Source organism: Paraglaciecola polaris LMG 21857 (assembly GCF_000315055.1).
Classification (GTDB): Bacteria; Pseudomonadota; Gammaproteobacteria; order Enterobacterales; family Alteromonadaceae; genus Paraglaciecola; species Paraglaciecola polaris.
On the sequence record NZ_BAER01000044.1, the window covers coordinates 206631 to 231961 of the forward strand.

At 43.1% G+C, this 25331-nt stretch carries 27 protein-coding genes; 10 read left to right on the plus strand and 17 right to left on the minus strand.

Annotation, left to right across the window (positions count from 1 at the left end; translation table 11 throughout):
- Positions 1-118: 118 nt before the first annotated feature.
- Entirely contained in the window at positions 119-1084 is a 966-nt protein-coding gene (gene rssA / locus GPLA_RS09160) for a patatin-like phospholipase RssA (protein ID WP_007104601.1), read from the minus strand.
- A 9-nt stretch (positions 1085-1093) separates the two neighbouring features.
- Positions 1094-2023 carry a tRNA 2-thiocytidine(32) synthetase TtcA gene (ttcA, locus tag GPLA_RS09165; RefSeq protein ID WP_007104602.1) on the minus strand — a complete coding sequence of 310 codons (930 nt, stop codon included), beginning with the start codon at positions 2021-2023 and terminating at the stop codon, positions 1094-1096.
- A 139-nt stretch (positions 2024-2162) separates the two neighbouring features.
- On the opposite strand from ttcA, the gene GPLA_RS09170 reads away from it, so the two are divergent.
- Entirely contained in the window at positions 2163-2876 is a 714-nt protein-coding gene (locus tag GPLA_RS09170) for an ABC transporter ATP-binding protein (RefSeq protein ID WP_007104603.1), read from the plus strand.
- Positions 2866-4203: an ABC transporter permease gene (locus GPLA_RS09175; RefSeq protein WP_007104604.1), complete on the plus strand. Its 1338-nt coding sequence runs from the start codon at positions 2866-2868 to the stop codon at positions 4201-4203. The genes GPLA_RS09170 and GPLA_RS09175 overlap by 11 nt, the downstream gene beginning before the upstream one ends.
- A 61-nt stretch (positions 4204-4264) precedes the next feature.
- On the opposite strand, the gene uspE is transcribed toward GPLA_RS09175, so the two are convergent.
- The 9 genes from uspE to ccoN form a co-directional block, all read right to left on the minus strand.
- Positions 4265-5200, minus strand: a complete 936-nt coding sequence (gene uspE, locus GPLA_RS09180; protein ID WP_007104605.1) for a universal stress protein UspE — start codon at positions 5198-5200, stop codon at positions 4265-4267.
- Positions 5201-5368: 168 nt separating this feature from the next.
- On the minus strand, positions 5369-6031 hold the full coding sequence (locus tag GPLA_RS09185; protein ID WP_007104606.1) for a sulfite exporter TauE/SafE family protein: 663 nt from the start codon (positions 6029-6031) through the stop codon (positions 5369-5371).
- Positions 6018-6230 (minus strand): cbb3-type cytochrome oxidase assembly protein CcoS, encoded by a 213-nt coding sequence (ccoS, locus tag GPLA_RS09190; RefSeq protein ID WP_007104607.1) that lies wholly within the window; start codon positions 6228-6230, stop codon positions 6018-6020. Before ccoS ends, GPLA_RS09185 begins: the two co-directional genes overlap by 14 nt.
- Before the next feature lie 18 nt (positions 6231-6248).
- On the minus strand, positions 6249-8633 hold the full coding sequence (locus GPLA_RS09195) for a heavy metal translocating P-type ATPase (RefSeq protein WP_040514276.1): 2385 nt from the start codon (positions 8631-8633) through the stop codon (positions 6249-6251).
- Positions 8633-9142 carry a FixH family protein gene (locus GPLA_RS09200; RefSeq protein ID WP_007104609.1) on the minus strand — a complete coding sequence of 170 codons (510 nt, stop codon included), beginning with the start codon at positions 9140-9142 and terminating at the stop codon, positions 8633-8635. Before GPLA_RS09200 ends, GPLA_RS09195 begins: the two co-directional genes overlap by 1 nt.
- Before the next feature lie 71 nt (positions 9143-9213).
- Positions 9214-10167 (minus strand): cytochrome-c oxidase, cbb3-type subunit III, encoded by a 954-nt coding sequence (ccoP, locus tag GPLA_RS09205; RefSeq protein WP_007104610.1) that lies wholly within the window; start codon positions 10165-10167, stop codon positions 9214-9216.
- Complete coding sequence (locus tag GPLA_RS09210; protein ID WP_007104611.1) at positions 10160-10333, minus strand: CcoQ/FixQ family Cbb3-type cytochrome c oxidase assembly chaperone; 174 nt, start codon at positions 10331-10333, stop codon at positions 10160-10162. The genes ccoP and GPLA_RS09210 overlap by 8 nt, the downstream gene beginning before the upstream one ends.
- 1 nt (position 10334) lies before the next feature.
- Positions 10335-10940: a cytochrome-c oxidase, cbb3-type subunit II gene (gene ccoO, locus GPLA_RS09215; RefSeq protein WP_007104612.1), complete on the minus strand. Its 606-nt coding sequence runs from the start codon at positions 10938-10940 to the stop codon at positions 10335-10337.
- Positions 10941-10951: 11 nt separating this feature from the next.
- Positions 10952-12391 (minus strand): cytochrome-c oxidase, cbb3-type subunit I, encoded by a 1440-nt coding sequence (gene ccoN / locus GPLA_RS09220; protein ID WP_007104613.1) that lies wholly within the window; start codon positions 12389-12391, stop codon positions 10952-10954.
- 239 nt (positions 12392-12630) lie between these two features.
- Here ccoN and GPLA_RS09225 point away from each other — a divergent pair, with 239 nt between their 5' ends.
- Complete coding sequence (locus GPLA_RS09225; RefSeq protein ID WP_226993077.1) at positions 12631-13092, plus strand: hypothetical protein; 462 nt, start codon at positions 12631-12633, stop codon at positions 13090-13092.
- Positions 13093-13196: 104 nt separating this feature from the next.
- Here the strand turns inward: GPLA_RS09225 and bfr (GPLA_RS09230) are convergent, their stop codons facing one another.
- The 3 genes from bfr (GPLA_RS09230) to GPLA_RS09240 all read right to left on the minus strand — a co-directional run bounded on the left by bfr (GPLA_RS09230) (position 13197) and on the right by GPLA_RS09240 (position 15491).
- Entirely contained in the window at positions 13197-13664 is a 468-nt protein-coding gene (gene bfr / locus GPLA_RS09230) for a bacterioferritin (RefSeq protein WP_007104616.1), read from the minus strand.
- The gene (gene bfr / locus GPLA_RS09235; protein WP_007104617.1) at positions 13664-14143 is read right to left on the minus strand and encodes a bacterioferritin; all 480 of its coding nucleotides are present in this window, start codon (positions 14141-14143) and stop codon (positions 13664-13666) included. The genes bfr (GPLA_RS09230) and bfr (GPLA_RS09235) overlap by 1 nt, the downstream gene beginning before the upstream one ends.
- A 271-nt stretch (positions 14144-14414) precedes the next feature.
- A complete protein-coding gene (locus GPLA_RS09240) occupies positions 14415-15491 on the minus strand; it encodes a DUF21 domain-containing protein (protein ID WP_007104618.1) in 1077 nt (358 codons plus the stop codon).
- Between the two features lie 295 nt (positions 15492-15786).
- Between GPLA_RS09240 and GPLA_RS09245 the strand changes: the two genes are divergently transcribed.
- The 6 genes from GPLA_RS09245 to GPLA_RS09270 all read left to right on the plus strand — a co-directional run bounded on the left by GPLA_RS09245 (position 15787) and on the right by GPLA_RS09270 (position 20169).
- The gene (locus tag GPLA_RS09245) at positions 15787-16029 is read left to right on the plus strand and encodes a hypothetical protein (RefSeq protein WP_007104619.1); all 243 of its coding nucleotides are present in this window, start codon (positions 15787-15789) and stop codon (positions 16027-16029) included.
- On the plus strand, positions 16026-16856 hold the full coding sequence (locus tag GPLA_RS09250; protein ID WP_007104620.1) for a mechanosensitive ion channel family protein: 831 nt from the start codon (positions 16026-16028) through the stop codon (positions 16854-16856). Before GPLA_RS09245 ends, GPLA_RS09250 begins: the two co-directional genes overlap by 4 nt.
- Positions 16857-16879: 23 nt before the next feature.
- A complete protein-coding gene (locus tag GPLA_RS09255; protein ID WP_040514312.1) occupies positions 16880-17407 on the plus strand; it encodes an RNA polymerase sigma factor in 528 nt (175 codons plus the stop codon).
- 145 nt (positions 17408-17552) lie between these two features.
- Complete coding sequence (locus tag GPLA_RS09260; protein WP_007104622.1) at positions 17553-17756, plus strand: DUF1049 domain-containing protein; 204 nt, start codon at positions 17553-17555, stop codon at positions 17754-17756.
- 131 nt (positions 17757-17887) lie between these two features.
- Positions 17888-18988: an OmpA family protein gene (locus tag GPLA_RS09265; RefSeq protein ID WP_007104623.1), complete on the plus strand. Its 1101-nt coding sequence runs from the start codon at positions 17888-17890 to the stop codon at positions 18986-18988.
- Positions 18989-19278: 290 nt separating this feature from the next.
- Positions 19279-20169 (plus strand): phospholipase A, encoded by an 891-nt coding sequence (locus GPLA_RS09270; RefSeq protein ID WP_040514314.1) that lies wholly within the window; start codon positions 19279-19281, stop codon positions 20167-20169.
- A gap of 29 nt (positions 20170-20198) precedes the next feature.
- Here the strand turns inward: GPLA_RS09270 and GPLA_RS09275 are convergent, their stop codons facing one another.
- Both GPLA_RS09275 and GPLA_RS09280 read right to left on the minus strand, forming a co-directional pair.
- Complete coding sequence (locus GPLA_RS09275) at positions 20199-22346, minus strand: response regulator (protein WP_007104625.1); 2148 nt, start codon at positions 22344-22346, stop codon at positions 20199-20201.
- 124 nt (positions 22347-22470) lie between these two features.
- The gene (locus GPLA_RS09280; RefSeq protein WP_007104626.1) at positions 22471-22986 is read right to left on the minus strand and encodes a hypothetical protein; all 516 of its coding nucleotides are present in this window, start codon (positions 22984-22986) and stop codon (positions 22471-22473) included.
- Between the two features lie 359 nt (positions 22987-23345).
- Between GPLA_RS09280 and glgC the strand changes: the two genes are divergently transcribed.
- On the plus strand, positions 23346-24662 hold the full coding sequence (gene glgC / locus GPLA_RS09285; protein WP_007104627.1) for a glucose-1-phosphate adenylyltransferase: 1317 nt from the start codon (positions 23346-23348) through the stop codon (positions 24660-24662).
- 29 nt (positions 24663-24691) lie between these two features.
- Here glgC and GPLA_RS09290 read toward each other — a convergent pair whose 3' ends face one another.
- A complete protein-coding gene (locus GPLA_RS09290; RefSeq protein ID WP_007104628.1) occupies positions 24692-25330 on the minus strand; it encodes a response regulator transcription factor in 639 nt (212 codons plus the stop codon).
- Position 25331 lies beyond the last annotated feature (1 nt).

Consider the following 25331-nt stretch of genomic DNA (forward strand, 5'->3'; position numbering starts at 1 on the left):
GTGTAGTTTAATAGGCTACTGACAAAAGGTTAGTCAAAATAACAATGCGCTTATTTTGACTTTTATTGTATATGGTTATTCTAGCGAAAACTCACTGCTTAAACGGCTGCGAATAATGTCAGTCGAGCCTGAGTTGATAACGAATTTGGTCAGCGATCCGCTTAACACTATTGCGCCCTTCCTCAATGAGTTCGCCAGCACGATAAAACTCCATCATGCCAAAATCTCGTAGTTGTGGTTCGATTAAAATATCGGGCGGATTACCCGCTAAACGCGAACGTGTCACGCGGGCTTGAAGTATGTCCAACGAACCGGCCATGACACCAATCATGCTCGGTGGATGACTCTTACTTGTACGAGGTTTAGCCACTTCACTGTGTAAGTCAACGTCGTCCTGAGCATCGGGTTTATCATCGTCTTTCTCTTTGCGATCACCTTTAAACCATTTTGATAAGTGGCTTTGACTTTTACTGAATACGTCCGATATTTTCTGTTGGTTACGTTCCCGCTCTTTTTCATTGTTGTCCATCGCTTGGGGACGAAAATCAGCACTGAGGTTTACCGCAAATACAATATCGGCACCTAAATGGCGACACAAGTTGACGGGAACGGGATTGACCACGCCACCGTCGACCAGCCAACGGTCGTTAAACGTCGTTGGGGGGAATAAACCAGGTATGGCACACGAGGCGCGCACCGCGTCCACCACTGAACCGGTTAGAAAGTTAATTTCTCGGCCACTGTATAAATCCGTCGCGACACAAGCAAAGGGTTTACATAGTTCTTCAAAGGTTTCCTCACTGAAATTATCTTGTAGCGCTTTGAATACTTTCAAACCGCTAACTAAACCACCTCGATATAAGCCCACTCCCATTAAAGCGAAAACTTGCCACTCCGTTAAACTGCGTACCCATTCTTCTAATGGTGCAAGCTTATTAGATGAATAGGCAGCACCTACGTAAGCACCAATAGAGCAACCGGCGACCACATCAATCTTAATCCCGAGTTCTTCAAGGGCTTGTATGACGCCGATATGTGCCCAACCGCGGGCTGCGCCGCTACCAAGGGCTATTCCTATCTTCACTGTGTACTCCTAATCGAGTTGGGTAATGGCCACGAACTGGGTGTTATCTTGCTTTACGGGGGCTAGTTCCAAAGGATCAAATGCCATATCGCCCTCGTTTTCACCTAGCGGATGTTGACTCAGATCAGTAAAATTGAAAGCGCTTGGATCGGCAAGGTGAGAGGGAACGACATTTTGCAACGCTTTAAACATAGTTTCGATGCGCCCTGGGAACTGTGTATTCCACTGATTCAACATCTGCTTGACGTGTTTACGTTGCAAGTTTTCCTGTGACCCACATAAATTGCACGGAATAATTGGAAACCCTTTGTGCTGGGCATAGTCGGCAATATCTTGTTCACGGCAATAGGCAAGGGGCCGTATCACCACATTTTTGCCATCATCGCTGGTTAACTTAGGCGGCATCGATTTCAAACGGCCATTATGAAACATGTTCAAAAACAAGGTTTCCAGCATATCGTCTCTGTGGTGGCCAAGCGCTATCTTAGTCACACCCAATTTAATCGCATTAGTGTATAAAATGCCCCGGCGAAGGCGTGAGCATAATGAACAGGTCGTTTTTCCCTCAGGTACTTTATCTATGACAATCGAGTAGGTATCTTCCTCGATAATTGTGTAATCAACGCCTAACTCGTTGAGATAGTTAGGCAACACGTGTTCAGGAAAACCAGGTTGTTTTTGGTCTAAATTAACCGCGATAATCGAAAAATGGATAGGCGCTGATTTTTGCATATGGAGCAAAATATCGAGCATGGTATAGCTGTCTTTCCCTCCGGATAAACAAACCATCACCTTGTCACCTTCTTCGATCATATTGAAATCAGCTATCGCTTGGCCAGTTTTACGGCGCAATTTATTGGTGAGCTTTTTGATATTTATCGCTGTCGGCGATGCAGTATTAAGTGTGGTATCAGATTTATTACTAAGAGCATGATTCATGAATAGGGCAACTAGTGGATAATGAAAAGAAAATACCGGCGGATTATAGCGAAGTTATTAGGTTTATTTAAGCTACATTCGCTTGCCGATAACACAAAAATGATTACCCTATAGTCTCAGTTCATTTATCAGGAATGTTATGTCGTTTGCCGTTGACATTGAAAACCTCAGTTTTACCTGGCCAAAACAAGACACACCCACCTTAACAATACCCCGTTGGCAGGTTGCACAGGGTGAGCATGTATTTTTGCAAGGTCATTCTGGTAGCGGCAAATCAACGTTACTCAATTTACTGTGTGGTGTGTTAGTGGCCAATAATGGTCGGTTATCGGTGCTCGACCATGAACTTAATCAATTGTCGTCACGTCAGCGTGATCGATTTCGAGCTCGCAAGTTAGGTGTTATATTTCAGCAATTCAATCTGCTACCTTATTTAACGGCGAAGGAAAATATTCAACTGGGTCAATGGTTTACCGATCGTGCAAATGCCATAAAACCCCACACCGATGCCAGTGAGCATTTTGAGCAATTAACCACATCATTAGGATTAAATCAGCAACTACTCAACAAGCAAGCTTCAACGCTAAGTGTGGGGCAGCAGCAACGCGTAGCGGTAGCCAGAGCACTCATCTGTCAACCCCAGCTGATCATTGCCGATGAACCCACTTCGGCACTTGATACTGAGCATCGAGATCGTTTTATTGATTTACTACTGACACAAAGTCGAGCTCACAAGGCGTCTGTTATATTCGTTAGTCATGACCGATCACTGGCTGGTGCCTTTCATTCACAGATTAATATGCAGGAGTTGAATCGTGGGCACATCGAACAAGAGGTAAGTCATGTTAGCTAAACTGACCCTTGCCAGTCTAAAAGCGCGAAAATTAATGGTTGGATTAACCGTCTTTTCTATTGCTGTCAGTATGTTCGTGTTATTCAGTGTTGAACACTTGCGTACTGAGGTACGCGCTAATTTTGAGCGGGCCGTTTCTGGGGTCGATCTCATCGTGGGTGCACGCACCAGTCAGTTGAATTTGCTGCTGTATTCTGTGTTCCACATTGGTAGTCCAAGTAGCAACATTACCTGGCATGAATATCAGAAGTTGGCAGATATGAAACAGGTTAAGTGGGCGGTCCCTATCTCCTTAGGCGACTCTCATCAGGGCTTTCCTGTGGTTGGCACAACGCCAGCATATTTTTTGCACTATCGTTATGCTGATAAACAAGCGTTACGTTTTGTCGCTGGGGAAGCATTCGACAATCCTAAGGGCATGGTACTTGGCGCAAAAGTCGCTCAGCAACTGATGTATCAACCAGAACAAGCCGTGGTGTTGGCTCATGGCACGGGTAAGGTCAGTTTTACCAAGCACAGTCAATTTCCATTTGCCGTGCAGGGCATTTTGGACGTCACCGGAACACCGATTGATCAAAGTGTGTTTGTGCCAATCGAATCAATTGATGTTATGCACAAGCAAGGTTTCTCAAATTTTAAACGTCAGATTATTAATAAGCACGCAAGCAAGAAATCAAACGCTACGACCCAAACGGCGGGGAAGGCTGACGGGCATGCAGAAGATAATGCTCATTCACCCCATGACGAGCATGCTAGTCATCAAGATGCTCATAACAATATACAGCTCAGTGCCATCTACCTAGGATTAACTAGCAAGATTTCAACCTTGCAAGTACAGCGCAGTATCAATACAGACCGACAGGCGCCTATGTCAGCGATTTTACCTGGGGTGGCCTTAGCCGAACTGTGGAATCTAATGAAAGGTATTGAGAGTAGTTTGAGCCTGGTTTCAAGTTTAATATTACTGGCCGCTATGTTAGGTATGTTAACTATGCTGCTTGCCTCCATGCACGAAAGGCAAAGGGAAATCGCGGTGCTTAGAGCGCTTGGCGCGAATGCATTTTTAATCGTATTGTTGATTGAATGCGAGGCGTTATGTTTGGCATTAACAGGGTGTATTTTGGGTTATTTGATGACAAACGGTGCGATATGGTTACTAACAGACTTTGTGCAGACGAAATTTGGCTTATTGATTAGCCCACTGGGGTATTCAGATGCATTAATTCATTACACTATATTGGCTTTAGGGCTAGCAGGGTTGTTGGCATTAGGGCCGGCATTGAGTGCTTATCGTGGAGCACTCAATCGTGGTTTGACCGCCCCCTAATGTATCTATTTTAATCAGAGGCGAATTGTTATCAGTCCGCCTCTGATCAATAGAGTACCTGCTATGCACAGCTCACTGGTGATTCGTAGCCATCCGGTTTAATGGCTAGCACATCACAGTTTAATTTATCGATGACATGCTCAGCAGTATTACCGATTAACACCCCTGAAATCCCCTGACGTCCCACCGTGCCTAGGATAACCAGTTCGGCATCTATCTTATCTGCTAAAGCGGGGATGACGTCCTCTGGTAACCCTTGTTCAATGTGGCTGCATCGCTCAGGAATATCATGCTTCTGGGCATGACGTGACATGGCATGTTTATGATGGTCTTTAACTGAATCGCTGTAAACCTGAGGATCAAATTCAGGGATCTCTATGGCAATGTTAACCGGTGTACCGGGGTAAGCATTGACCAAATGTACTTCTGATGACAGCAATTTAGCAAAAGCCTTAGCCGTGCGGGTGACGCAGTCGTTTAAGGCAGTGTGATCATCATCTTCGACCCCAACGCTGACAGCGGCAAGTACCTTACCCTGAGTGGGCCAGTCATGATCTTTAACTAACAATACCGGGACAGGACTTTTACGCATAATATGCCAATCTGTGGGGGTAAAAATGACTGCTTTTAAGGTGTCGTTTAATTGCGTACCTTTAACAATAAGATCGTAATCATGTTTGATCACCCGACAAATAATGCTTTCCCAGGCGCGATTATGCCACTCCACGTTTAAATCGATCTTTAAGCCGCTTGCTTTTTCTATCGGGGCAACCAAATCCGCTAACCACGCACTTTTGTCTTCAATCACGGCGAAGCGCATATTTTCACGCTCATCAGTAGATAACATAGTGGTCATTTCATAGGAAAGGTCATAAATAGGCAAAAAGGCAGTGATTTTTGCTTGGGTAATATGGGCGATTTCAATGGCGCGCAAAAGCGATTTTTGCTGGTCATCTTCAGGATCGATAACTGCGAGTATTTTTTGATATTTCATCATTATTCTCCGTCGCTGATGTGACACTTTGAGTGTATGAGACTAACGTTAAATTTGCCATCCAAGTTACTATTTTACTGATTTAACGCAAGTTATTTTCATACATTGACTGAAAAACAGGCTAGGTATGGGATTTGTATCGCCCCAAGGAAGACAAGATGGTGCTGTGTGTTAATTATATGCGCGCCAGAGCATGTGAAACGCGAATCCAAGTAAACATAAGGCGACAACTTGACGTGTTTTAGGGTTGGCCAATAACGTCTTAAGCGATTCGACGCCCGCTGCCATTACAATTAACGCGGGCAGGGTGCCTAGCCCAAAAAACAACATGATCATTGCACCGTTAGCCGCGCTGCCGCTGGCCAGACTCCAAGTCAGCGTAGAATACACTAAGCCACATGGCAGCCAACCCCAAATTACGCCGTAAGGTAGCGCATATAGTGGATTTTTAAAGGGTAATAATGATTTAGATAAAGGCCGTATGAATCGCCACAATTTGGCACCTGCACGCTCTAAATAGTGTAAACCGCGCCACCAATTGCCCACATAACAGGCCATTGCAACTAAAAATAAAGCACTAATGGTTTGTAAAATGGGCAAATTAGCCAGTAAGTCGTTGCGCGCAACCATGCTACCAAGATAACCCGTGAACGCCCCTAGCAGGGTGTAGCTAAAAATGCGTCCAATATTGTAGGTCACTACGTAAGGCCATTGCTTGGCGCCTTTGGGCACAGCAAAGCTAAAGGCACTGACGACACCACCACACATGCCAAAGCAATGCACACTGCCCGCTAAACCAATCAAAAAAGCAGACGCGATACTAAGGCTTGTCATCAATGATAGCTTGTTTGTTTTTTGCCGAGTCAGACTCGTCAGTTTGCGCTTTAGGTTTTATGTCGTCATCGAATAAAATGCTGTAGCCGTGGCGTTCAAGATCGTCAAACTGATTGCTTTTTACCGCCCAAAAGAAAATTCCGATGGCGAGCGCAACAATAATGATGGCTAAGGGGATCAAGATATAAATAATGCTCATAAAAATGCCTTGCCTGTTTTACTTAAGTAATCGAACCGAGTTAATGACCACTATGATAGAGCTAAGTGACATGCCAATAACGGCCATCCACGGGGTCAGTACGCCGCTTACTGCCAAAGGTAATACCAATATATTGTAGCCTAAGGCCCACGCCATATTTTGCCTTATTTTTTGCTTACATCGATGGGCGATGGTGAATAAATTGGGCAATTTACCCAGCGCGTTTTTGAGTAAGATAATATCTGCTGAAGACTTGGCTAGGTCAGCACCAGCGCCTAATGTAACAGCAACATCGGCTTGCGCTAAGACGGGTGCATCATTGATGCCGTCGCCTATCATTAACACGCTGTGCTGCTCCGACTGTAAATTTTGCACAAACGCCAATTTATCTCGGGGGGATTGCTCGGCTAACCAATTTGAAATACCCAAACTATCAGCAATTTGCTGTACGTTGGTTTTGTTATCACCACTGAGCAAACTGATGTCTTTGCGACTCAAACGGCGCAGCATGTCACTGGCATCAGGGCGCAAGGTATCACTTAGAGTAAATCCACACACAAACTGCCCGCCAATGCGCATCACTATACTGCTACCAGTTAACGCCCTTGGTACCGCATTCGTTGTGCTTGATAGCGTGTGAGTACCAAGAAGCTCAACCCATTTTTGATTGACCTTGCCACTGACGCCTTCGCCTAAAGTAAAACTGAATTCTGTGACATCGGGGAAAGCCAAACTGTTATTAAACGCACGTGCAATGGGGTGCTCTGAAAATTGTTCAACACTATGGGCATAGCGCAGCAACGTTTCGTCACTTAAGTCTGAAATGTTATTCATGGCGGCGATAGATATTTTACCCTGTGTCAGGGTGCCGGTTTTATCCAGTACGACGTGATCGATTTGAGTCAATTGCTCGAGTACATCAGAGCGCTTGAGCAACACTCCTTGTTTATTCAGATTTGCCATAGCAAAGGACAAGGCTGATGGCGTCGCCAGCCCAAGCGCACAAGGGCAGGTCGCGATAAGTACGGATATGGCAATCCAGAATGCCTCAGGATTACCTTGCCACCACCAAAAGATAAAACTACCCAGCGAAAAGAATAAAACAGCCATCACAAAGTACTGAGAAAATTGGTCGGCCATGGTGGCAATCTTTGGTTTGTTAGCCATTGCTTGCTCTTGCAAACGGGCGATTTGATTGACCAAAGCATATTTAAATGCGGATGTGACCCGTATCGTCAGGGTACCGCTTTTATTTATGGTACCGCCGTATACGGAATCATCTGGGTTTTTATCGACGGGATAAAACTCCCCAGTTAACAATGATTCATCGATTTGCGCGCTACCGCTTAAAACGACGCCATCAATAGGAACGGTTTCCCCAGCTTTTACCAAGATAACATCATCGAGTTGCAGAGATTTTGCTAAGGTCGGTTGCAGTTGTTCTTCAATCAGCAAATTTGCGGTTAAGGGAATGTATTGCAACATGTTTGCTGAAATTTGTGCCGCTTTATGCCGCGCCTGATGTTCGATGAATCGGCTGACCAAAAGTAAAAATATAAACATACAGACGGACTCAAAGTACACCTGACCTTGCTCGAATACAGTGGCCCATACACCAGAGAAGTAGGTGGCGAGCAGGGCGATAGAGACGGGCACATCCATATTCACTGTACGGCCTTTTAATGCTTTATAGGCGCTATGGTAAAAGCCGGCGCCAGAATAGAACACTACAGGCGTACTTAATATCAGGCTCACCCAACTAAAAAATGAACTGGTTTCCCGCTCCAAATCACCAAACAAATCAAAATATACACCAACCGCTAACATCATAACTTGCATGGTCATCAAGCCGGCAAGCCCAATACGTTTAAGTTGTGTTTTGTGAGACTGTTGAAACAAGGCTTCGTGTTGTTCTTGTTGAAAGGGACTTGGGTGATAACCGATACGCTCAATGGATGCCATGATTTGGCTGAGAGTCACGACATCGGAGTACCAGCTAACTAATGCGCGATTTGCGGTAACATTCACTGATACCTGTTTAATGCCTTTTACTTTGCTTAATTGCTTTTCGATCAGCCAACCACAGGCCGCGCAGCTAATACCGCTCAAGCTTAATTGTATTTCACTGACATCCCCCTGATGAATAACAAAGTCTTGCTGAATACTCTGTTCATCGAATATGGCTAATTGATCTAAGGTCTCTTGAAGATTATCGTCTGCCTTAACACTAGGCTCTGTCCGAAAACGGTAATAATCATCTAAGCCATTTTCAACGATTGCTTGGGCAACCGCTTGGCAACCAGGGCAACACATAATGCGATTGTGATCTAAAATTATGGTGCAATATTTATCGCCATTCACCGCGGGCAAGCCGCAATGGTAGCAGTTAACTATCTGTGTCATTAGGGCTTAAAGGTTATGCTATCTGTTTGTGGTAAGGACAGGGTTTGTTGCACCTTCCATGTTTGATCATGGGGCGTCAGGGCGACCTGCCACTTACCCGTCAAATCGTGTTCAGCTATACCGCGATATACGCCTTGGGCATCTCTGAACAAATCTATGACCTGATCTTTGGGTGCTTGAGTGACATGATAAAACGCTAACCGCAGGGCTGCGCCACTTTGTGGTGCACCACTGATAAAACGTAAACTAACCTGCTGTTGGTCCACAGTCAGTTGAGTTTCAATCATGAGATCTTTTGCTTTTTGTACTTTTTCAAGGCTAATATTAATCGCTTTGCCCTGTTTATAATAATCATCAACCACCATGGCGTCTTGCCCGTCGAATGCAAAGCGCAGCATATTGAAACTCAAGATCATAGAGCATACTGGAATGGTAATAAGAAACCACGGCCAAAACTGCTTATACCATTTTTTGTTTTCAGTAATTGATGGCTCTGAAATAGGGGACATAACAACCTTAAATAAATGATGAATATAAAAAAGCCTCGCACAAGCGAGGCCTATTCTAACCGAAAACGGTTTTATTTACCTTGCGATAAACTGTAAACATATGCTGCAACCAAGTGGATTTTTTCATCCCCCAAGGTTTTCTTGAACGAGGGCATCACACCGTTACGGCCATACGTTAGGGTTTCAGTAACGGCTTTATGACTGCCGCCGTATAACCAAATATTATCGGTTAAATTCGGCGCACCTATCGCTTGATTACCTTTTCCGTCAGGGCCATGACAAGCAGAACAAATGGCAAAGCGGACTTTACCTTTTTCCGCTAAGTCGGGGTCAACCTGACGACCGCTAAGGCTTAGGGCATAAGCTACTACTTCTTCAATACCTTTCTCACCAAACGAATCGAGTTGTGCAGGCATAGCGGCTTGACGTCCAAGCGTTAAGGTTTCAGTGATTTTGGCTGGCGTGCCGCCGTATAACCAATCATTATCTGTTAGGTTAGGGAAGCCACGTTGACCGCGGGCATCAGAACCATGACACTGAGAACAATTCTGACTAAACAAGCGTTGACCCACTTTTAACGCTTCTGGGTCTTGGGCTAATGTTTCAATCGGTTGTTTAGCATAAGCAGCAAAAATAGGGGCAAAGCGTTCTTCAGCAAAGTCTAATTCACGGTCGTACTGAACGATATCGCCATTTTCTTTTGCCGCAATGCGCGCCGCTTCTGACTCAGCCAGTGAACGAATGTCTTGGTTTGAACTTTTCCATCCAAGCAAGCCTTCGAAACTGCCTAATCCAGGGTAAAGTAAGAAATACAAGAAGCCCCAAATAATGGTGGCATAAAACATAATCGTCCACCAACGTGGTAGCTGATTGTTTATTTCAAGAATACCATCAAATTCATGATGCATATCATCGCCTTCAGCAACACCTGTTTTGTTGCTTAAGCACCAACGCAATAATAAAAAACAACCAATAATTGTTCCCAGCGTGATAACTGTGATCCAAATGCTCCAAAAGCTACTCATGTGTGCCTGACTCCCGCTTCTCTTTTTTGTCCTCATCAGCAAAAATCAGATTGGCGGCTTCGTCGAAGCCTACCTTAGATTTTTTACTGTAGGCCCAAATAACAATACCTATAAATACAGCAAATACGATTAGGGTAAATATGGTTCCAGTGATTGCGTAATCCATATTATTTCAACGCTGTCCCAAGAGACTGCAAATATGCAACTAATGCATCAATCTCATATTTCCCTTCAACCGCTGCTTTTGCACCTGCTATATCTTCATCGGTGTAAGGCACACCAAAACCACGAAATACGGTTAGCTTTTTAGCGGTGAGATCACCTGTCAACTGGTTTTCAAACAACCAAGGAAAACCAGGCATGTTGGACTCAGGTACAACGTCACGCGGATTTCTCAAATGAACACGGTGCCATTCATCACTATAACGACCACCTACGCGGGCCAAATCAGGACCGGTACGTTTTGAACCCCACAGGAATGGATGCTCCCAAACAGACTCACCGGCAACTGAATAATGGCCATAACGCTCTGTCTCGGCACGAAATGGACGGATCATTTGACTATGGCAGCCCACACAACCTTCACGAATATAAATATCGCGCCCTTCCATTTCTAGGGCAGTGTAGGGTTCAAGACCATCAACTGGTTTCATTGTTTGCTGTTGAAACATTAACGGTGTGATCTCAACCATGGCGCCCAAACTGATGGCCACCAAGATTAAAATAGTTAATAAACCAACGTTTTTTTCTACTAACTCGTGTGCATTTCTCATCTAATCTGCTCCTACGCTGGCTGTACTTCGGCGTCTGAACGAGCAGGCTCGTCTTCAGACTTAGAACGGATGGTCATGTAACAGTTATATGCCATGATAAACATACCAACTACCACAAATAGACCGCCAACAAAGCGCACAAAGTAGAAAGGTTTAGATGCTTCAAGAGCTTCAACAAAACTATAGGTCAAGGTGCCGTCAGAATTGACTGCGCGCCACATTAGGCCTTGTAAAACACCCGACATCCACATGGCAACTATGTATAACACCACACCGATTGTCGCTAACCAGAAGTGAACGTTGATCAGATAAATACTGTGCATTTTAGGTTTATTGAACAACACCGGGATAAGGTGATAAATCGAACCAATGGAAACCATAGCAACCCAACCTAACGCACCAGAGTGCACGTGACCAATTGTCCAGTCAGTGTAATGGGATAGGGCGTTAACGGTTTTAATTGCCATCATCGGACCTTCAAAGGTCGACATGCCATAGAACGACAACGACACCACAAGAAAGCGCAAAACGGGGTCGGTGCGTAATTTATGCCAAGCACCGGAAAGTGTCATAATACCGTTTATCATGCCGCCCCATGAAGGAACGAACAAAATGATCGACATCACCATACCAACAGATTGAGTCCAATCAGGCAGTGCAGTGTAATGCAGATGGTGAGGGCCTGCCCATATGTACAGCGAAATCAGTGCCCAAAAATGAACAACCGATAAGCGGTATGAATAAACTGGGCGACCCGCTTGTTTAGGCACGAAGTAGTACATCATGCCCAAGAAACCAGCGGTGAGGAAGAAACCTACTGCATTATGCCCGTACCACCATTGCATAATGGCATCTACTGCACCGGCATAAATCGAATACGATTTAAATAACGAGACGGGAATAGCCATACTGTTACCGATATGCAGGACTAATACGGTCAAGATAAATGCCCCGAAGAACCAGTTGGCAACATAAATATGAGAAACCTTGCGGATAATCATAGTGCCGAAAAAGTTAATCATATAGGCGGTCCAAACCAGCGCAAGCAGGATATCGATTGGCCATTCTAATTCTGCATACTCTTTTGTCGAAGTTAATCCCATTGGTAGGGTAATAACCGCAGACAGGATGACAGCTTGCCACCCCCAAAAGGTAAATGATGCCAATTTGTCACTGAATAAACGGACCTGAGAGGTACGCTGAACCACATAAAATGAGGTTGCCATCAATGCACACCCGCCAAACGCAAAAATAACCGCGTTAGTATGTAAAGGTCGTAAACGTGAAAACGTTAACCAAGGTGTGTCGAAATTAAGGGCTGGCCAATATAATTGGGCCGCAATAAACACGCCTAATGACATGCCAATTATGCCCCAGACGACCGTCATAACTGCAAACTGACGTACTACTTTATAGTTGTAGTCAGGGTGTACTTGAATCGCTTCACTCATTTTAATGAATCTTCCACTTCAATAAGGATGTATGTGTATCTCGTGTGTGTCTTAGCGCATGTTTGTTTTGTGTATGCGTACATTGACAGGTGTCATCTATGCCCATACACAAAATTAGCATACTAAAAACCCGCGTATAATAATCAAAACAGGGCTAAAAAGATAGGCTCAAACGCACTTGTAAGCCGTGTTTCTATGTTGCAAACTTGATGCAAATCAAGTTATTAAAATAGCCATCTGTGAATCGTCTACTTATTACCCGTTTATGGCCCGTCGTGGCGGTGGCCATTTTGATCGCCTTTGCTTACGTTTATTCATCACCAGAGGTGAAAATTCAACAGGGCGCACAATGTCAGTTAGTTGGCACCCAAACTTGTGTGGCGGTTTTGCAAGACCGGCAATTCAGCGCGCGCCTGCTGCAAGCCGCTGAAGTGGAAGAAGAGTTGTACATAGAATTGGCTTACCCTAGTCAATACGAACTGCAGCAAAGCTACATTCAGGGCATCAATATGTACATGGGCCAAACCGCTTTAATTAAAACTACCTCAAGGGACGATGGGGAGATAAACCTTGCCCAATATATGTTTTTCTTAGGCGCATGCAGTGAACGAAATATGCGTTGGCAACTGGTATTACTTTTTGTAAATCCAGCGACCTTGGACGAAAAACGGTTATTTTTTAATTTTCAAACCCATTTTTAACCGGCGCTTAAGCACCGGCCGTTTGGCATGAATACAGCGCACATAAAAAACGCCTAGGTAGTAACTGGCTAGGCGTTTCATAATCGTGATGACCAAACATGGGTTTACATTTGAGACTGCAAGTAGTTAGAAAGCCCAATACGCTTAATTAACCCTAGTTGCTGCTCTAACCAATGAGCATGATCCATTTCAGTATCATCTAATAACACCATAAGCATGTCACGGGTCACATAATCTTGTTCAGATTCGGCAACAGCAATAACTTCTTTAAGTTTATCACCCACTGCGTATTCAACCCGCAAGTCACTCTCTAGCATAGAAGGCACATCTGTACCTATAAGCAAACCATCGCGATCAACCATATTAGGTGTGCCCTCGAGGAACAAAATACGTTCGATAAGCTTAGTGGCATGACCTTTTTCATCATCGAATTCATGATTAATGCGTTCGTAAAGTTTGTTTAATCCCCAGTCTAAATACATTTGAGAATGCACAAAGTATTGATCCATCGCTGCTAATTCATAAGCGAGTAGAGCATTCAAGCCTGATATAACGTTACTTTTACCTTGCATTAGTCTTCCCCTTCAATAACTTGGGCTTGTAGATAATTTTGTAAACCCATATGTTTAATTTGATATTGCTGAGTTTCCAGCCAATCCAAATGCTCTTCTTCGTATTCAAGAATGTCTTCTAATAACTCACGGGAAACGTAATCCTGTTCTTGTTCACATAAGCTGATGGCATTTTTTAATACTGGGATCTGATGTTGTTGAAATGTCATGTCACATTGCAACATTTCTTCCGTTTCTTCACCGATAAGCAATTTACCGAGCATTTGCAGGTTCGGTAAACCTTGCAAAAACAAGACACGCTCAATAATGGCATCAGCTTGTTTCATGTCCTTAATGGATTTTTTGTAGCACTTTTTGTCCAGCGCATTCAATCCCCAATTTTTATACATTCTAGCATGCAAAAAATACTGGTTAATTGACGTTAACTCACCCGTTAATACCTCATTTAAAGCAGAGACGACTTTTTTACTGCGCAACATAATTTCACCTATTTATAAACGCGATAAAGCGCAAACTTGGCTTATCTTTCACCGAATGCCGCGAGTATAGTTTATAAATACAGATAAATCAAAAAACCTTTTTATTTCATATAGATAGAGAATGAAAATGAGAATAGTTGACGATTGTATCTTGATTCCTAGTTGCTAAAAAGGTGAGAGGAACAGCCGGTTAGTTAAACCAGTGATTAGATTAGGAAAATTCAACCTAACCCTGGTGCAAACAAACATCATTTACTATGAGATAGAACGATTACACCGCTGTGTTCGTTTCTAGTGTCATGGCGGTATCCAATACTATCCCAGTAGACGGACGGCCAATGCCTTTTAGTAATCGACCCAAAATATCAGCTCCGGTAATAAGGCGGGGTAATTCAGAAGACCACACCACTATGACATCAGCATGCAGCACTTCATCAGAACTGACATCAATATCTTGAGTGATTTTCAGCCGTTGCATCGCATCACCCAAGGTGCAGTTTTTATCTTCAATGATAAGCGGTCGATGACAAAATTTATAAGCATCACAAGGAATGTTATCCACTAAGGTGGCGCGAATAAACCCATCGGCGTCCAACATCAGTAATGGGTTACGCTGCTCGTCTAATAACAAAACCCATTTATGACCTGATGCGTTGACCGCATTAACAAAATCAGCAAACCCTTCACTTCCTTGTTCCGGCAATAGGGGTAAATCAAGTTTACAAGGCATGGTCAGCATGCTTTTTGGATCAATCACTTCGCCTTCTTCGTTTACTGTGATGTTATCGATCTGCAAAAAGTTAAGTGCACCGACACCTTGTACGTGCTCAACATCGGTTTCGTCGGCATCTATGTGCGCGTTTATAATGGCGGTTAACTCTTTTTCACGAAAATAGGTGATACCTTCACGGCCTAACCAGCCATCTAAAATCAACGCCGTTGGTTTGGCGACTATGAATAACAGTACTTGGTAGAATCGAATGATAGGCGTGAGCTTAGATGCCACTTGTAATGCATTGCGTGAAAAATAAGCTTGGGGAAAAATTTCACCCAAAAAAGTGATAACGATAGTGGAAAACATAAACGAATACATGCCTGCTAGGACAGAATCGGACAGTAAAGTGAGTAAAACGTTTATGGATACGTTGCCCCATAATATCGTTGATAACAAAAAATTAGAGTCTTCTCGCATGGACAGGATCACCGATGCGTTCGTGTTGCCTTGTTTGGCTTCAACATCTAATTGCAAGCGGCTCAAGCTGAAAAACGCTAAATTTAAGCCAGAAAAAATAGCCGACTGGGTGACACAAAACGCGATACCCAACCAAATCAATATATCTACAGTCATGTTATTTCTCGTGTGTTAAGAGCTAAGCTCCTAATATTATTATATATTCAAGCACCGGCATGTTTTAGATATGACCAGCAGTGCATAAGGTTGACGAGTCTGCAGGCCATAAAGTCACACAATATGTGTTTTTCTTTATTGCTATTCGCGGTGCCGATAACGCCGATAAAAATTAGTGGTGTAATGTGACTTTTCAGACGTTTTGTTCGTCCAGTAACTAAGGACATAAGCTCAAGATTATACCCACTTAGATGAATACCAGCACCAACAGGTTATTTCCAGTAGGAGTAAATACGTGAATAATGAATATTATCAAGAACTTGAACGAAAACTTGCTGAGGATATCTTAGCCAATCAGGTGCTTCCTGAGCCTGAAGCACTGGCAGCAAAAGTGACTAAACAAGATAAATCGAAAGAAATAGTCCGCCTTGGCGTGCATGGCGTGCATGGCGTGTTTTCTATGCTACTGACCTTATTTGCACCCTTGATGATGAGTCACAGTAAAAAATTATTAAAGAAAAAGGTTAAATCCCAATGAAAGAAAATATCAGTATTTGGTTTGAAGCGGTTTCCAGTTCGCTTACCACGTTATTAGCGGAAATTGCCGCGTTCCTGCCATCTTTATTTGCCGCATTTATCATATTGTTGGTCGGTTACTTTATATCGCGGGTGTTAAGGTTTGCCGTTTTCGCTGTGCTTAAAAAAGTTGGCTTAGATAAGTTAGCCCAAGCAACTGGGATCGATCAGCAGTTATCCAAATTCGGTAGCCAGGTATCAGTATCGAGTACCTTAGCTATGTTAGTGTTTTGGATCACCTTTCTGGTTTTTATTGTGACCGCTGCGGACTCTCTTGGTTTATCTCAGTTAGGCGAAACAATGGATCAGTTTCTGCGTTTTATTCCTAAAATCATTGCCGCTACTCTTATTCTACTTTTTGGCCTCGCGGCTGCAAACTTAATCAAAAATGCTATTTTCAATGCAGCCAAAGCGGCCGATTTCGATTTTGCCCGGCCCCTGTCTAAAGCATCTTATGGCTTGGTGGCGATTCTGACCTTGTCATTGACCATCAATCAATTGGATATCAACACAGTATTGCTGGATACCATTATCGCGATAGCGTTGGGCACGCTGGGTGTTGCTACGGCTATTTCTTTAGGTTTAGGCAGCCGAGAAGCCTCGAAAAATATTATTTATTCCTTATACATATCCGACACGGTAAAGGTCGGCGATACCGTGACCACCAAGGATGGCATTAAAGGGGATGTGGTGGAAATTACTGCGGTAGTAACGATTATTCGAACCCAAGATGAGAGCCTTAAAGTGATTGATAATAAATCCTTTCTAGATGGCCTAACCATACATTAGCAATAATGCATGGGCCGAATCATTTGCAGCATTTAACGGATATTCAATTAGTCAAACGTACCTTGCAACGCCGGGGTGATGCATCGTTGGCGTTTGCTAAATTGTATGGCCGATACCAAGCTAAAATCGCAGCATATATTGCAGCGAAAGTCTTATACAACCCGTCTTTAGTGGATGATGTTTTACAAGACACGTTTATGACCGCTTGGCATAAATTAGAGCAACTAAAAGAACACGATAAATTCTTTCCTTGGGTCGTCACTATTGCTCGTAATACCGCCATGGATGTATTACGAGAAAAGAAGCGCGTGGACGACATTAGCCACTTATTGAATCAAGACGAACCCGAAACTGGAGAAGAGCTAGATCTTGGGGCGACAGAGCAAATGTTAGCCAATCTTGACCCCGTTGATCGAGAGATTGTTGTAATGAAAGCGGTATTAGAATGTTCATTTGAAGAAATAAGTTTGCAATTGGGCTTAGCGCTAAGTGCAACTAAAATGCGGTATTATCGTGCCCTTGATAAAGTAAAGTCCGACGCCGTTATTTAGCCTGCAACACCCCACATCAAACTTTCCATTAGTCCAAAATCAATTGTGACTTTTTCAATACGCCTTACGTCTATTCATTAAAGCAACGTTATGTAAATACACTGGTCGTGCGTGGAAATGCGCATTTTATAATAGGAGTTAATCTATGAACTTAAAGCGATATATCTACCTAACCTTGGGTGTTTTGTTCGGGATATTTGTACTGCAAAATATGCAGCTAGATCACGTCAGCTTCTTATTCTGGGATTTTGCGATGCCACGTTTGCTTCTTATCCTCAGCACACTATTAATCGGGATTGCGATTGGCGTATTGGTTCCATTTAAAAAATTTATACCCGGTAAAAAATAGATTGCGACGCTGTGACTATTTTAAAACACGCATCGTCTATTGATTAAATTGCTCACTTTATTGTTTTCTGCGTTCAGCGTTCAGCGTGGGCAAACAACATAAACATTAGAATGATTTAAAGGAATATAAAAATGAAAACACACACACTAGCTCTTGCGATATCGTTTGCGTTTATTGGCGCTTACGCCAATGCACAAGAAGCAAATGAAAAAGAAATATGGGGTGCTATTTTTGCTGAGCATTATTCTGTGTACCCTGAAAAATTTGAGCCAAATACCGCATATGATAGTGGTTTAGGCTGGGGTGCAGAAATTGGCATGAAACTGAATCCTAGTTGGGGTTTCCGATTTGAATTTGCCAAATTAGACCTAGACGCGGAACGTGGCAGTGGCAACATCACAGGTGAGCGTATCGGTGTGGATGCTTTATATTTTATTGAACAAAGTAACTACTATATTTTTGCTGGTTTGAAGAATCAACGCTTAGATGAAAGCTATCGCATGGCGGATTTAGGTTTGGGTGCGCATTGGCACATAAACGACAAATGGAAAGTCGTCACTGAGCTAGCAGGATATTATGACTTCGGGCAAGGTAACCCTGAGTACAGCGCTAAATTAGGTTTAGCCTATAGTTTTGGGAAAACTGCTTCAAAAGGTGTAACGAAAGACTCAGATAATGATGGTGTCATTGACCAACGTGATTTATGCCCAAACACGCCTTACGGCACAGCAGTGGATGTAGACGGCTGTACACTAAAAGCCATGGACAGCGACAATGACGGCGTGGTTGATGGTCAAGATCAATGTGCTAACACACCAATCAACGATAAAGTTGATGTTAAAGGTTGTAGTGTTTTTACTGACGAGTCATTGACTATGTCATTGAAGATTTTGTTTGATAACAACTCAAGTTTGTTAACCAACATTGATGTGGAAAGCGTAGATGAATTCGTCGCGTTTATGCGCCGCTACGGTACCACAAATGCTGTTATAGAAGGTTATGCCTCGGCGCCGGGTACGGACGAATACAATATGCAGTTGTCAGTTGAACGTGCTAAAGCAGTGCGCCAATATTTGATTGACCAGCACGGTATCAACGGGGAGCGTTTAGAAGCCGTAGGTTATGGTGAAACTAAACTGTTGGATAAAGCCAATACCCGTGAAGCGAATAAGAAAAACCGTCGTATTGAAGCCCACGTTACCGCCACGGTTAAAATTGCTGTGACCAAGTAAGCGATCAAAGAGTTTTTACGGTATTTTAAACCTTAAGATCAGTAACATTTCTTCAGCTAAGGCACTCATATGAGTGCCTTTTTTATGGCACAATAACCATCAGTGTATATCTCTTGCCGAGAAGACATGACGGCGGTCGTATGAAAAATGTTGTTAATTCGTTCAATTTACCACAGGTATTTCATGTGCAATCACTCATAAATTATTCGTTATCTTGTGCACTTGCGTTTACGACGGCGGCAGGTGCCGCGCAGCAATTAGGTTCAGGAGAGAAAACCATCGAGCAGTGTTTGCTCAAACAAATGGAATTGTCGTCTGATGACGTTACGCTGGGCGAGTTACGGTTAATTTGCGCACAAGACAACGATAACCGATTACGTAAACGTGATCGACTGGAACATAGGGCGTCACTTAATCCCTTTGCATTATTGCCCCACAAACCCAACTATTTATTACCTGTTACATTTGCCAACATCAGTAAACGGCCATACGGCAGTGATCCCAAAGCTGAGAAGTACCAAGATACAGAAGCTAAATTTCAGATTTCGTTAAAGTACCTAGCGGTTGAGGATTTAATGTGGGACGGCTTAGATGTACAAGTTGCATTTACGGTGGCGAGTTATTGGCAAGCCTATAACGGTGAAATATCAGCCCCCTTTAGGGAAACAAATTACGAGCCTGAGATCATTTTTAATTATAGCCGCCCTTGGACAATACTCGGACTACCAATAGACCAAACTTACATTTCACTCAATCATCAGTCCAACGGCCAGACTGGAGAGCTGTCACGCAGCTGGAATCGCATCATTGGAGGCGTGGTTTTTGCTCAAAATGCGAATGTGACCTGGGGGTTACGTACTTGGTGGCGGATACCTGAAGATGACAAGGTTAGCCTAGACGATCCAGAGGGAGACGATAATCCCTTTATTGAACGTTATATGGGGTATGGAGAACTTGGCGCACTCTGGAGCTTTTCTGACAACCACAGCTTGGAACTACTGCTGCGTAATAACTTTAGAAGTGATAACCGCGGTGCCATTCAGCTCGGCTGGACCTTCCCTATTACGCGCCACTTGCGGGGCTACGTAGAGTATTTTAATGGTTATGGAGAGAGCTTAATTTATTATAACCAGCATACCGAGCGATTAGGCATTGGGGTTAAACTAACCAACTGGCTATAAAACAATCGTTAATCTACATTGTTGTTAGCTTACGATGGCGCTCGCAGAGCTAACTTGATGACGTTATTTAATTCGTGAAACATCACAGGCTTGACTAAGTGATATGCCATTCCTGCTTCTTTGGTCCTTAATTTATCCTCTTCGTACGCATTGCCCGTCAGTGCGACTATTTCCGTTTCCACACCTCGAGCCTTAATACTACGGGTGGTTTCGATACCACTCATATCCGGTAAATTGATATCCATCAGAATAAGATTAAATTCTTTAGTCGTTGCAAGATGCAGCGCCATTGTGCCTGTATCGGCGAGTTCTACAGTATGGCCATTACGTTCCAGCATGGTTTTCACTACTTCTGCGTTAATTGGCTCATCCTCAACCAGTAAAACTCTAGCGGGTACAAAGGCTTCAGTTTTTAAGATGTTTTTGCGGGCCAGAATGCGAATCGAATCAATAAAGCGGTTTTTGTCCATGGGTTTAGCAAATCCCTGCCACATGTCGACAAATTTAAGCTGAGTATGGTTAATGGACTCTGGTGACGCAGAGATAAAGATAAAGGGTGGGGCACTGTTATCAAACATAGCGTGAATCGTCTCAGCCAATTCATAACCATTAAAACCTGGCATATGAATGTCGATAATTAGTCCTGCGTAATCCAGTACCGCATCTTTTTTCAATAGAAATTTGGAGGCAGATTCAAATACGTCAACCTCGAAACCGTCATTTTGTAGAATGTTAGCGATATACAAACGGCTGGTTTCTAAATCGTCGATGACCGCAAATTTGGCTTGTGCGATATGTGCGGCGTCGTCATAGGTCAACTGCGCTTTTTGGGTACTTTTTCCAAGGGGAACAGACAATTTAAAGGTACTGCCTTTGCCAATTGCACTGTTTAGCGTAAGTGTTCCGCCCAGACCTTCGGCAAATTCTTTAGCAATTGTTAATCCTAAGCCCGTTCCACTGACGTTGTTGTTTTCCCCTTTAGTTACTTGAGTAAACTTCTCGAAAACTCGACTGTGATCCTCTGTAGCGATCCCGATACCCGTGTCACTGACAAATATATTTAATTGATATTTTCGGTTTACTATGTCCAGTTTGACATTGATCGAAACCCCGCCTTTTTCGGTAAATTTAATCGCGTTATTGACTACATTTTGCAACGCTTGAGATAGTCGAAGAGGGTCGCCCTTAACAAAGTCTGGTAGCGACGTGGACGTGCAAAACGAAAACTCTAAGCCTTTTTTCTCTGCGCTGGCTGTAATGGGGGCAATTACCGTATCCAATACTTTAATCAGTTCGAAGTCTATGTTTTCAAACGTCAGCACTTTCGCCTCAATGCGCGAAATATCAAGAATTTCATCGACTAAAGACAATAATTGATGACCCGCACTCTGGGCTTTTTGTAAATAGACATTTTGTTTTGCACTATCAGGCTCTTGTTGAGCAAGTTCTAACATGCCAAACATACCGCTAATAGGGGAACGAAGCTCGTGGCTCATATTCGATAAAAACTGTGATTTGGCTTTGATCGCCAAATGCGCTTCACGGTTCACTTGGTACGTTCGTTTACTGTTGTCAGCGAATTTAGCAATGATCCTAAGGAGCAATTTTTCAATCGGGTAAATAAGGGCGATGATCGTCATAATAAAGACAATGAGGCTGAAGATGCTGGCAAAAATACTCACATTGACCATATGACGATTGCTTTGCGCTAAGTTTTGCTGAAATTGCACTTCGGCTTTTTCTAGGCGATCAGTCAGCGCGAAATAGGTAGTAGGCAACACTGACTCTTGCTGTGCATTTCTCTCTTGGGTCGATTCTAAAGTCTGTTTTGCAAAGGCAAAAAATGTAGATGTGAGTGTATCAATATTGGTTTTATCCCCGCTAAACAAGTCATGTAAGGAGTTATTGCCGCCTTGATAAACCGTACGCGGTAAATCACTGTGAACGAGGTAGGTGTGATTATCATTAAATTGATTCATTAAAACGATTGTTTGGCGTTTTAATGTTTGTGTTTTAATCTCGGCTATTGGATTCCCAGAACGGTAAAGGTTTAATGCAATGCTGCGCACTAAGGTAGATTGTTGATTGGCAATTTGTATGAATTGTTGTGCCGCCGCACGCTTTTCAGCGCTTGAGTAGGTATACAGCCAAGGTATCGCCAGTAAACTTAGAGTCATCACGAAATAGACGAGATAGCAGCGCCTAATTTTATGTCTAATGATCCGTTCAATGTTCAAAATATTGACTCTCTCGGTATATCAAATGTAACAATCGCAACCTATTTGCCAGTAAACAGGCTAATCAGTAACTAAGCTGCACATGACGAGACTGGATCAATAAACCACGGGTGGATGCAGTACTAAAAGGCGTGTTAGATAAAGTGAAGTCGACCAATGTTAAGTCGGGTAAATGATTAACAATTGTGCGCTTAATTGCCGATATCAAAGGTGCTGAATCACCGAAAAGCTGATGAGCATTAGTGGGATCGTCAAATAATAAGTTGTCTAACACCAGATGTTTGTCGACGGGGTCGAATACTATCTGTCCGGTCAACTTACAGGGTACTTTTACCCAACTGCCATCACTTTGCGTGAGCATAGATACTTCAACAGAAACATTTTGTTCCAGCACATCCAAAATAAGTTTTGGTTCGGCAAATGCCGCTTTTATACCTTTAAAGTCCAAAGTGAACGGAAATTGTTGATTGAGTTGATGGCTAATTTGTTTAACTGACACGCGATGTTTATTATGCTGTCCAGCGAAAGTTGAACAACTTAACACCGCTAATATGCTAAAACAGGTTATTGCCTTTTTCATGATTACGCCCTTACTACAACGCCAAACTTTAATTGAGTCTAATCCTTTTTTATAATTAATCTCTGCTACTTTAGGCTAAAAAATTATTAAGTGACAGCAATAACATAGCGCTATATTGGGGATTGTCGTTGCTAAAAAATGGCGCTGAATAGTGATTGAACTCGGGTAAATAAATTTATCTTCTATATACTGACTTTAATATTATTTTCTCAGAGAGATATTTTATTCTCAAAAGCGATTTTTTATCGCAAATTTAAGTTCAACTGCAGTAAATAACCACGAGCGGGCATTGGCATATGAAGATTGACTTCATTGCCCGATAGAAGGTTTGTTTTACCTAATTGAATGGAGGTTAATGCATGGTCATCGCAACATCTCGGTATGTCAGTCAGTTAACTAAAGATACATTGGCACTGGTGCTCGCAGGGGGGAAAGGCACTCGCTTATGTGAATTGACAGAGGATCAATCCAAGCCAGCCTTACATTTTGGTGGTAAATTTCGCGTTATCGACTTCTCGCTTTCCAATTGTGTTAATTCAGGTATCAAGCAAATCGGTATTGTTACCCAATATAAGGCACATTCTCTGTTGCGCCACTTATCTCAAGGCTGGAGCCACTTAAATCGTGACATGGGTGAATTTGTGGAATTATTACCTGCAACGCAACAATGTTCATCTAATTGGTATCAAGGCACCGCCGATGCGTTATTTCAAAACATCGCTTTTATCAAAGAACAAAAACCCAAATATGTTTTGGTATTGGCAGGTGATCATATTTATAAAATGGATTATGCCGATATGTTGGCGCAACACGTACAAAGTGGCGCTGATTTAACAATTGGCGGGATAGAAGTACCCGTCAACGAAGCGGCGAATGCGTTTGGGGTGATGCAAGTGAATGAAAATGGACGCGTGATAACCTTTCGTGAAAAGCCCGCAGTACCAAGCACACTGCCAGGCGATCCATCAATGGCACTCGCTTCAATGGGCATATACGTGTTCAATACGGATTTTCTAATTAATGAATTACAAAAAGATGCTGATGCGTTGGACTCAAAACATGACTTTGGCAATGACATTGTGCCCCAATGTATTGCAAACTGTGAAGTTCACACATTTCGCTTTCGAGATCCCGTGACACAATTGCGACCTTATTGGAAAGACGTTGGAACCTTAGATTCATTCTGGCAGGCGAATATTGATCTCATCGAAGTGACACCCAAGTTAGACATTTACGACAACTCTTGGCCCATATGGACATATCAAAAGCAGTCGCCACCAGCAAAATTTGTGTTCAATAACAATAATCGCCGAGGAAGTGCAACAGACTCTATGGTGTCAGGGGGCTGCATAATTTCCGGCGCAACCATAGATCGCTCACTATTATTTTTTGATGTACATGTGCATTCATATAGCACGATCACCGAATCGGTTATTTTACCGAATGTGGAAGTGGGAAGGGATGTTCATATTCACCGGGCAATTATTGCGCAAGGCTGCTGTATTCCTAGCGGTACAAAAATTGGTCTCGATCACGCGTTAGACCGCGCTAGGGGCTTTAGAATCAGTCCGAATGGCGTAGTGTTAGTGACGTCAACCATGCTGGAGAAAAACCGTAAACTGTCCCCTTGGGAACAAGCTGGTCAGCCAAATCAAGACAATATCATGCATGACTAAAAATATGCATCTGACGTATTGATTATCGGTCACGTGACTTCAAGCATGGTCATCAACGTAACCAACTCAGCCACAGATGAGACATGCATTTTTCCCATAACAGCGGCACGATGGATCTCGATTGTACGTTGACTTAGGTTAAGCTCACCAGCAATGACTTTATTGGAATTCCCTGCGACAACGCGTTTTAGCACTTCTTGTTCTCTAGGGGTAAGTTGTGCAACCCGCTCGTTTACGCGAGCTTGTTGTTCATAATGAATGCAACGTTGTTGGTCAATTTGCAGCGCATTATGAATACTATCGATCAGCGTTTGCTCGTGAAAGGGCTTTTGCAAAAACTCTACAGCGCCATCTTTCATCGCTTGCACAGCCATTGGCACATCACCGTGGCCGGTAATAAAAACAATGGGTAAGTGGCATTGGTGTGTTAACAACCATTTTTGACATTCTAAGCCGCTCATACCTGGCATACGAATGTCCAACAGTATACAACCTTGCAAGTTAACTAATTCGGCAGGTTGGAATGCTTGGATAAATGCATCTGGAGCAGCAAATAACTCAGTGTTCAACGACACAGAGTTAAGCAACATACCGATGGAATCCCGGACTGCGTCATCGTCATCGATGACATAAACCGTTGGGGTGTAGAAAGTGTGTGTATCGTCCATA

Bases quoted from the DNA above. Each gene is read 5' to 3' on its own strand.
- ttcA (WP_007104602.1), bottom strand. From the start codon at position 2,023: ATGAATCATGCTCTTAGTAATAAATCTGATACCACACTTAATACTGCA.
- GPLA_RS09170 (WP_007104603.1), top strand. From the start codon at position 2,163: ATGTCGTTTGCCGTTGACATTGAAAACCTCAGTTTTACCTGGCCAAAA.
- GPLA_RS09175 (WP_007104604.1), top strand. From the start codon at position 2,866: ATGTTAGCTAAACTGACCCTTGCCAGTCTAAAAGCGCGAAAATTAATG.
- uspE (WP_007104605.1), bottom strand. From the start codon at position 5,200: ATGATGAAATATCAAAAAATACTCGCAGTTATCGATCCTGAAGATGAC.
- GPLA_RS09185 (WP_007104606.1), bottom strand. From the start codon at position 6,031: ATGACAAGCCTTAGTATCGCGTCTGCTTTTTTGATTGGTTTAGCGGGC.
- ccoS (WP_007104607.1), bottom strand. From the start codon at position 6,230: ATGAGCATTATTTATATCTTGATCCCCTTAGCCATCATTATTGTTGCG.
- GPLA_RS09195 (WP_040514276.1), bottom strand. From the start codon at position 8,633: ATGACACAGATAGTTAACTGCTACCATTGCGGCTTGCCCGCGGTGAAT.
- GPLA_RS09200 (WP_007104609.1), bottom strand. From the start codon at position 9,142: ATGTCCCCTATTTCAGAGCCATCAATTACTGAAAACAAAAAATGGTAT.
- ccoP (WP_007104610.1), bottom strand. From the start codon at position 10,167: ATGAGTAGCTTTTGGAGCATTTGGATCACAGTTATCACGCTGGGAACA.
- GPLA_RS09210 (WP_007104611.1), bottom strand. From the start codon at position 10,333: ATGGATTACGCAATCACTGGAACCATATTTACCCTAATCGTATTTGCT.
- ccoO (WP_007104612.1), bottom strand. From the start codon at position 10,940: ATGAGAAATGCACACGAGTTAGTAGAAAAAAACGTTGGTTTATTAACT.
- ccoN (WP_007104613.1), bottom strand. From the start codon at position 12,391: ATGAGTGAAGCGATTCAAGTACACCCTGACTACAACTATAAAGTAGTA.
- bfr (WP_007104616.1), bottom strand. From the start codon at position 13,664: ATGCAAGGTAAAAGTAACGTTATATCAGGCTTGAATGCTCTACTCGCT.
- bfr (WP_007104617.1), bottom strand. From the start codon at position 14,143: ATGTTGCGCAGTAAAAAAGTCGTCTCTGCTTTAAATGAGGTATTAACG.
- GPLA_RS09240 (WP_007104618.1), bottom strand. From the start codon at position 15,491: ATGACTGTAGATATATTGATTTGGTTGGGTATCGCGTTTTGTGTCACC.
- GPLA_RS09250 (WP_007104620.1), top strand. From the start codon at position 16,026: ATGAAAGAAAATATCAGTATTTGGTTTGAAGCGGTTTCCAGTTCGCTT.
- GPLA_RS09260 (WP_007104622.1), top strand. From the start codon at position 17,553: ATGAACTTAAAGCGATATATCTACCTAACCTTGGGTGTTTTGTTCGGG.
- GPLA_RS09265 (WP_007104623.1), top strand. From the start codon at position 17,888: ATGAAAACACACACACTAGCTCTTGCGATATCGTTTGCGTTTATTGGC.
- GPLA_RS09275 (WP_007104625.1), bottom strand. From the start codon at position 22,346: ATGACTCTAAGTTTACTGGCGATACCTTGGCTGTATACCTACTCAAGC.
- GPLA_RS09280 (WP_007104626.1), bottom strand. From the start codon at position 22,986: ATGAAAAAGGCAATAACCTGTTTTAGCATATTAGCGGTGTTAAGTTGT.
- glgC (WP_007104627.1), top strand. From the start codon at position 23,346: ATGGTCATCGCAACATCTCGGTATGTCAGTCAGTTAACTAAAGATACA.
- GPLA_RS09290 (WP_007104628.1), bottom strand. From the start codon at position 25,330: ATGGACGATACACACACTTTCTACACCCCAACGGTTTATGTCATCGAT.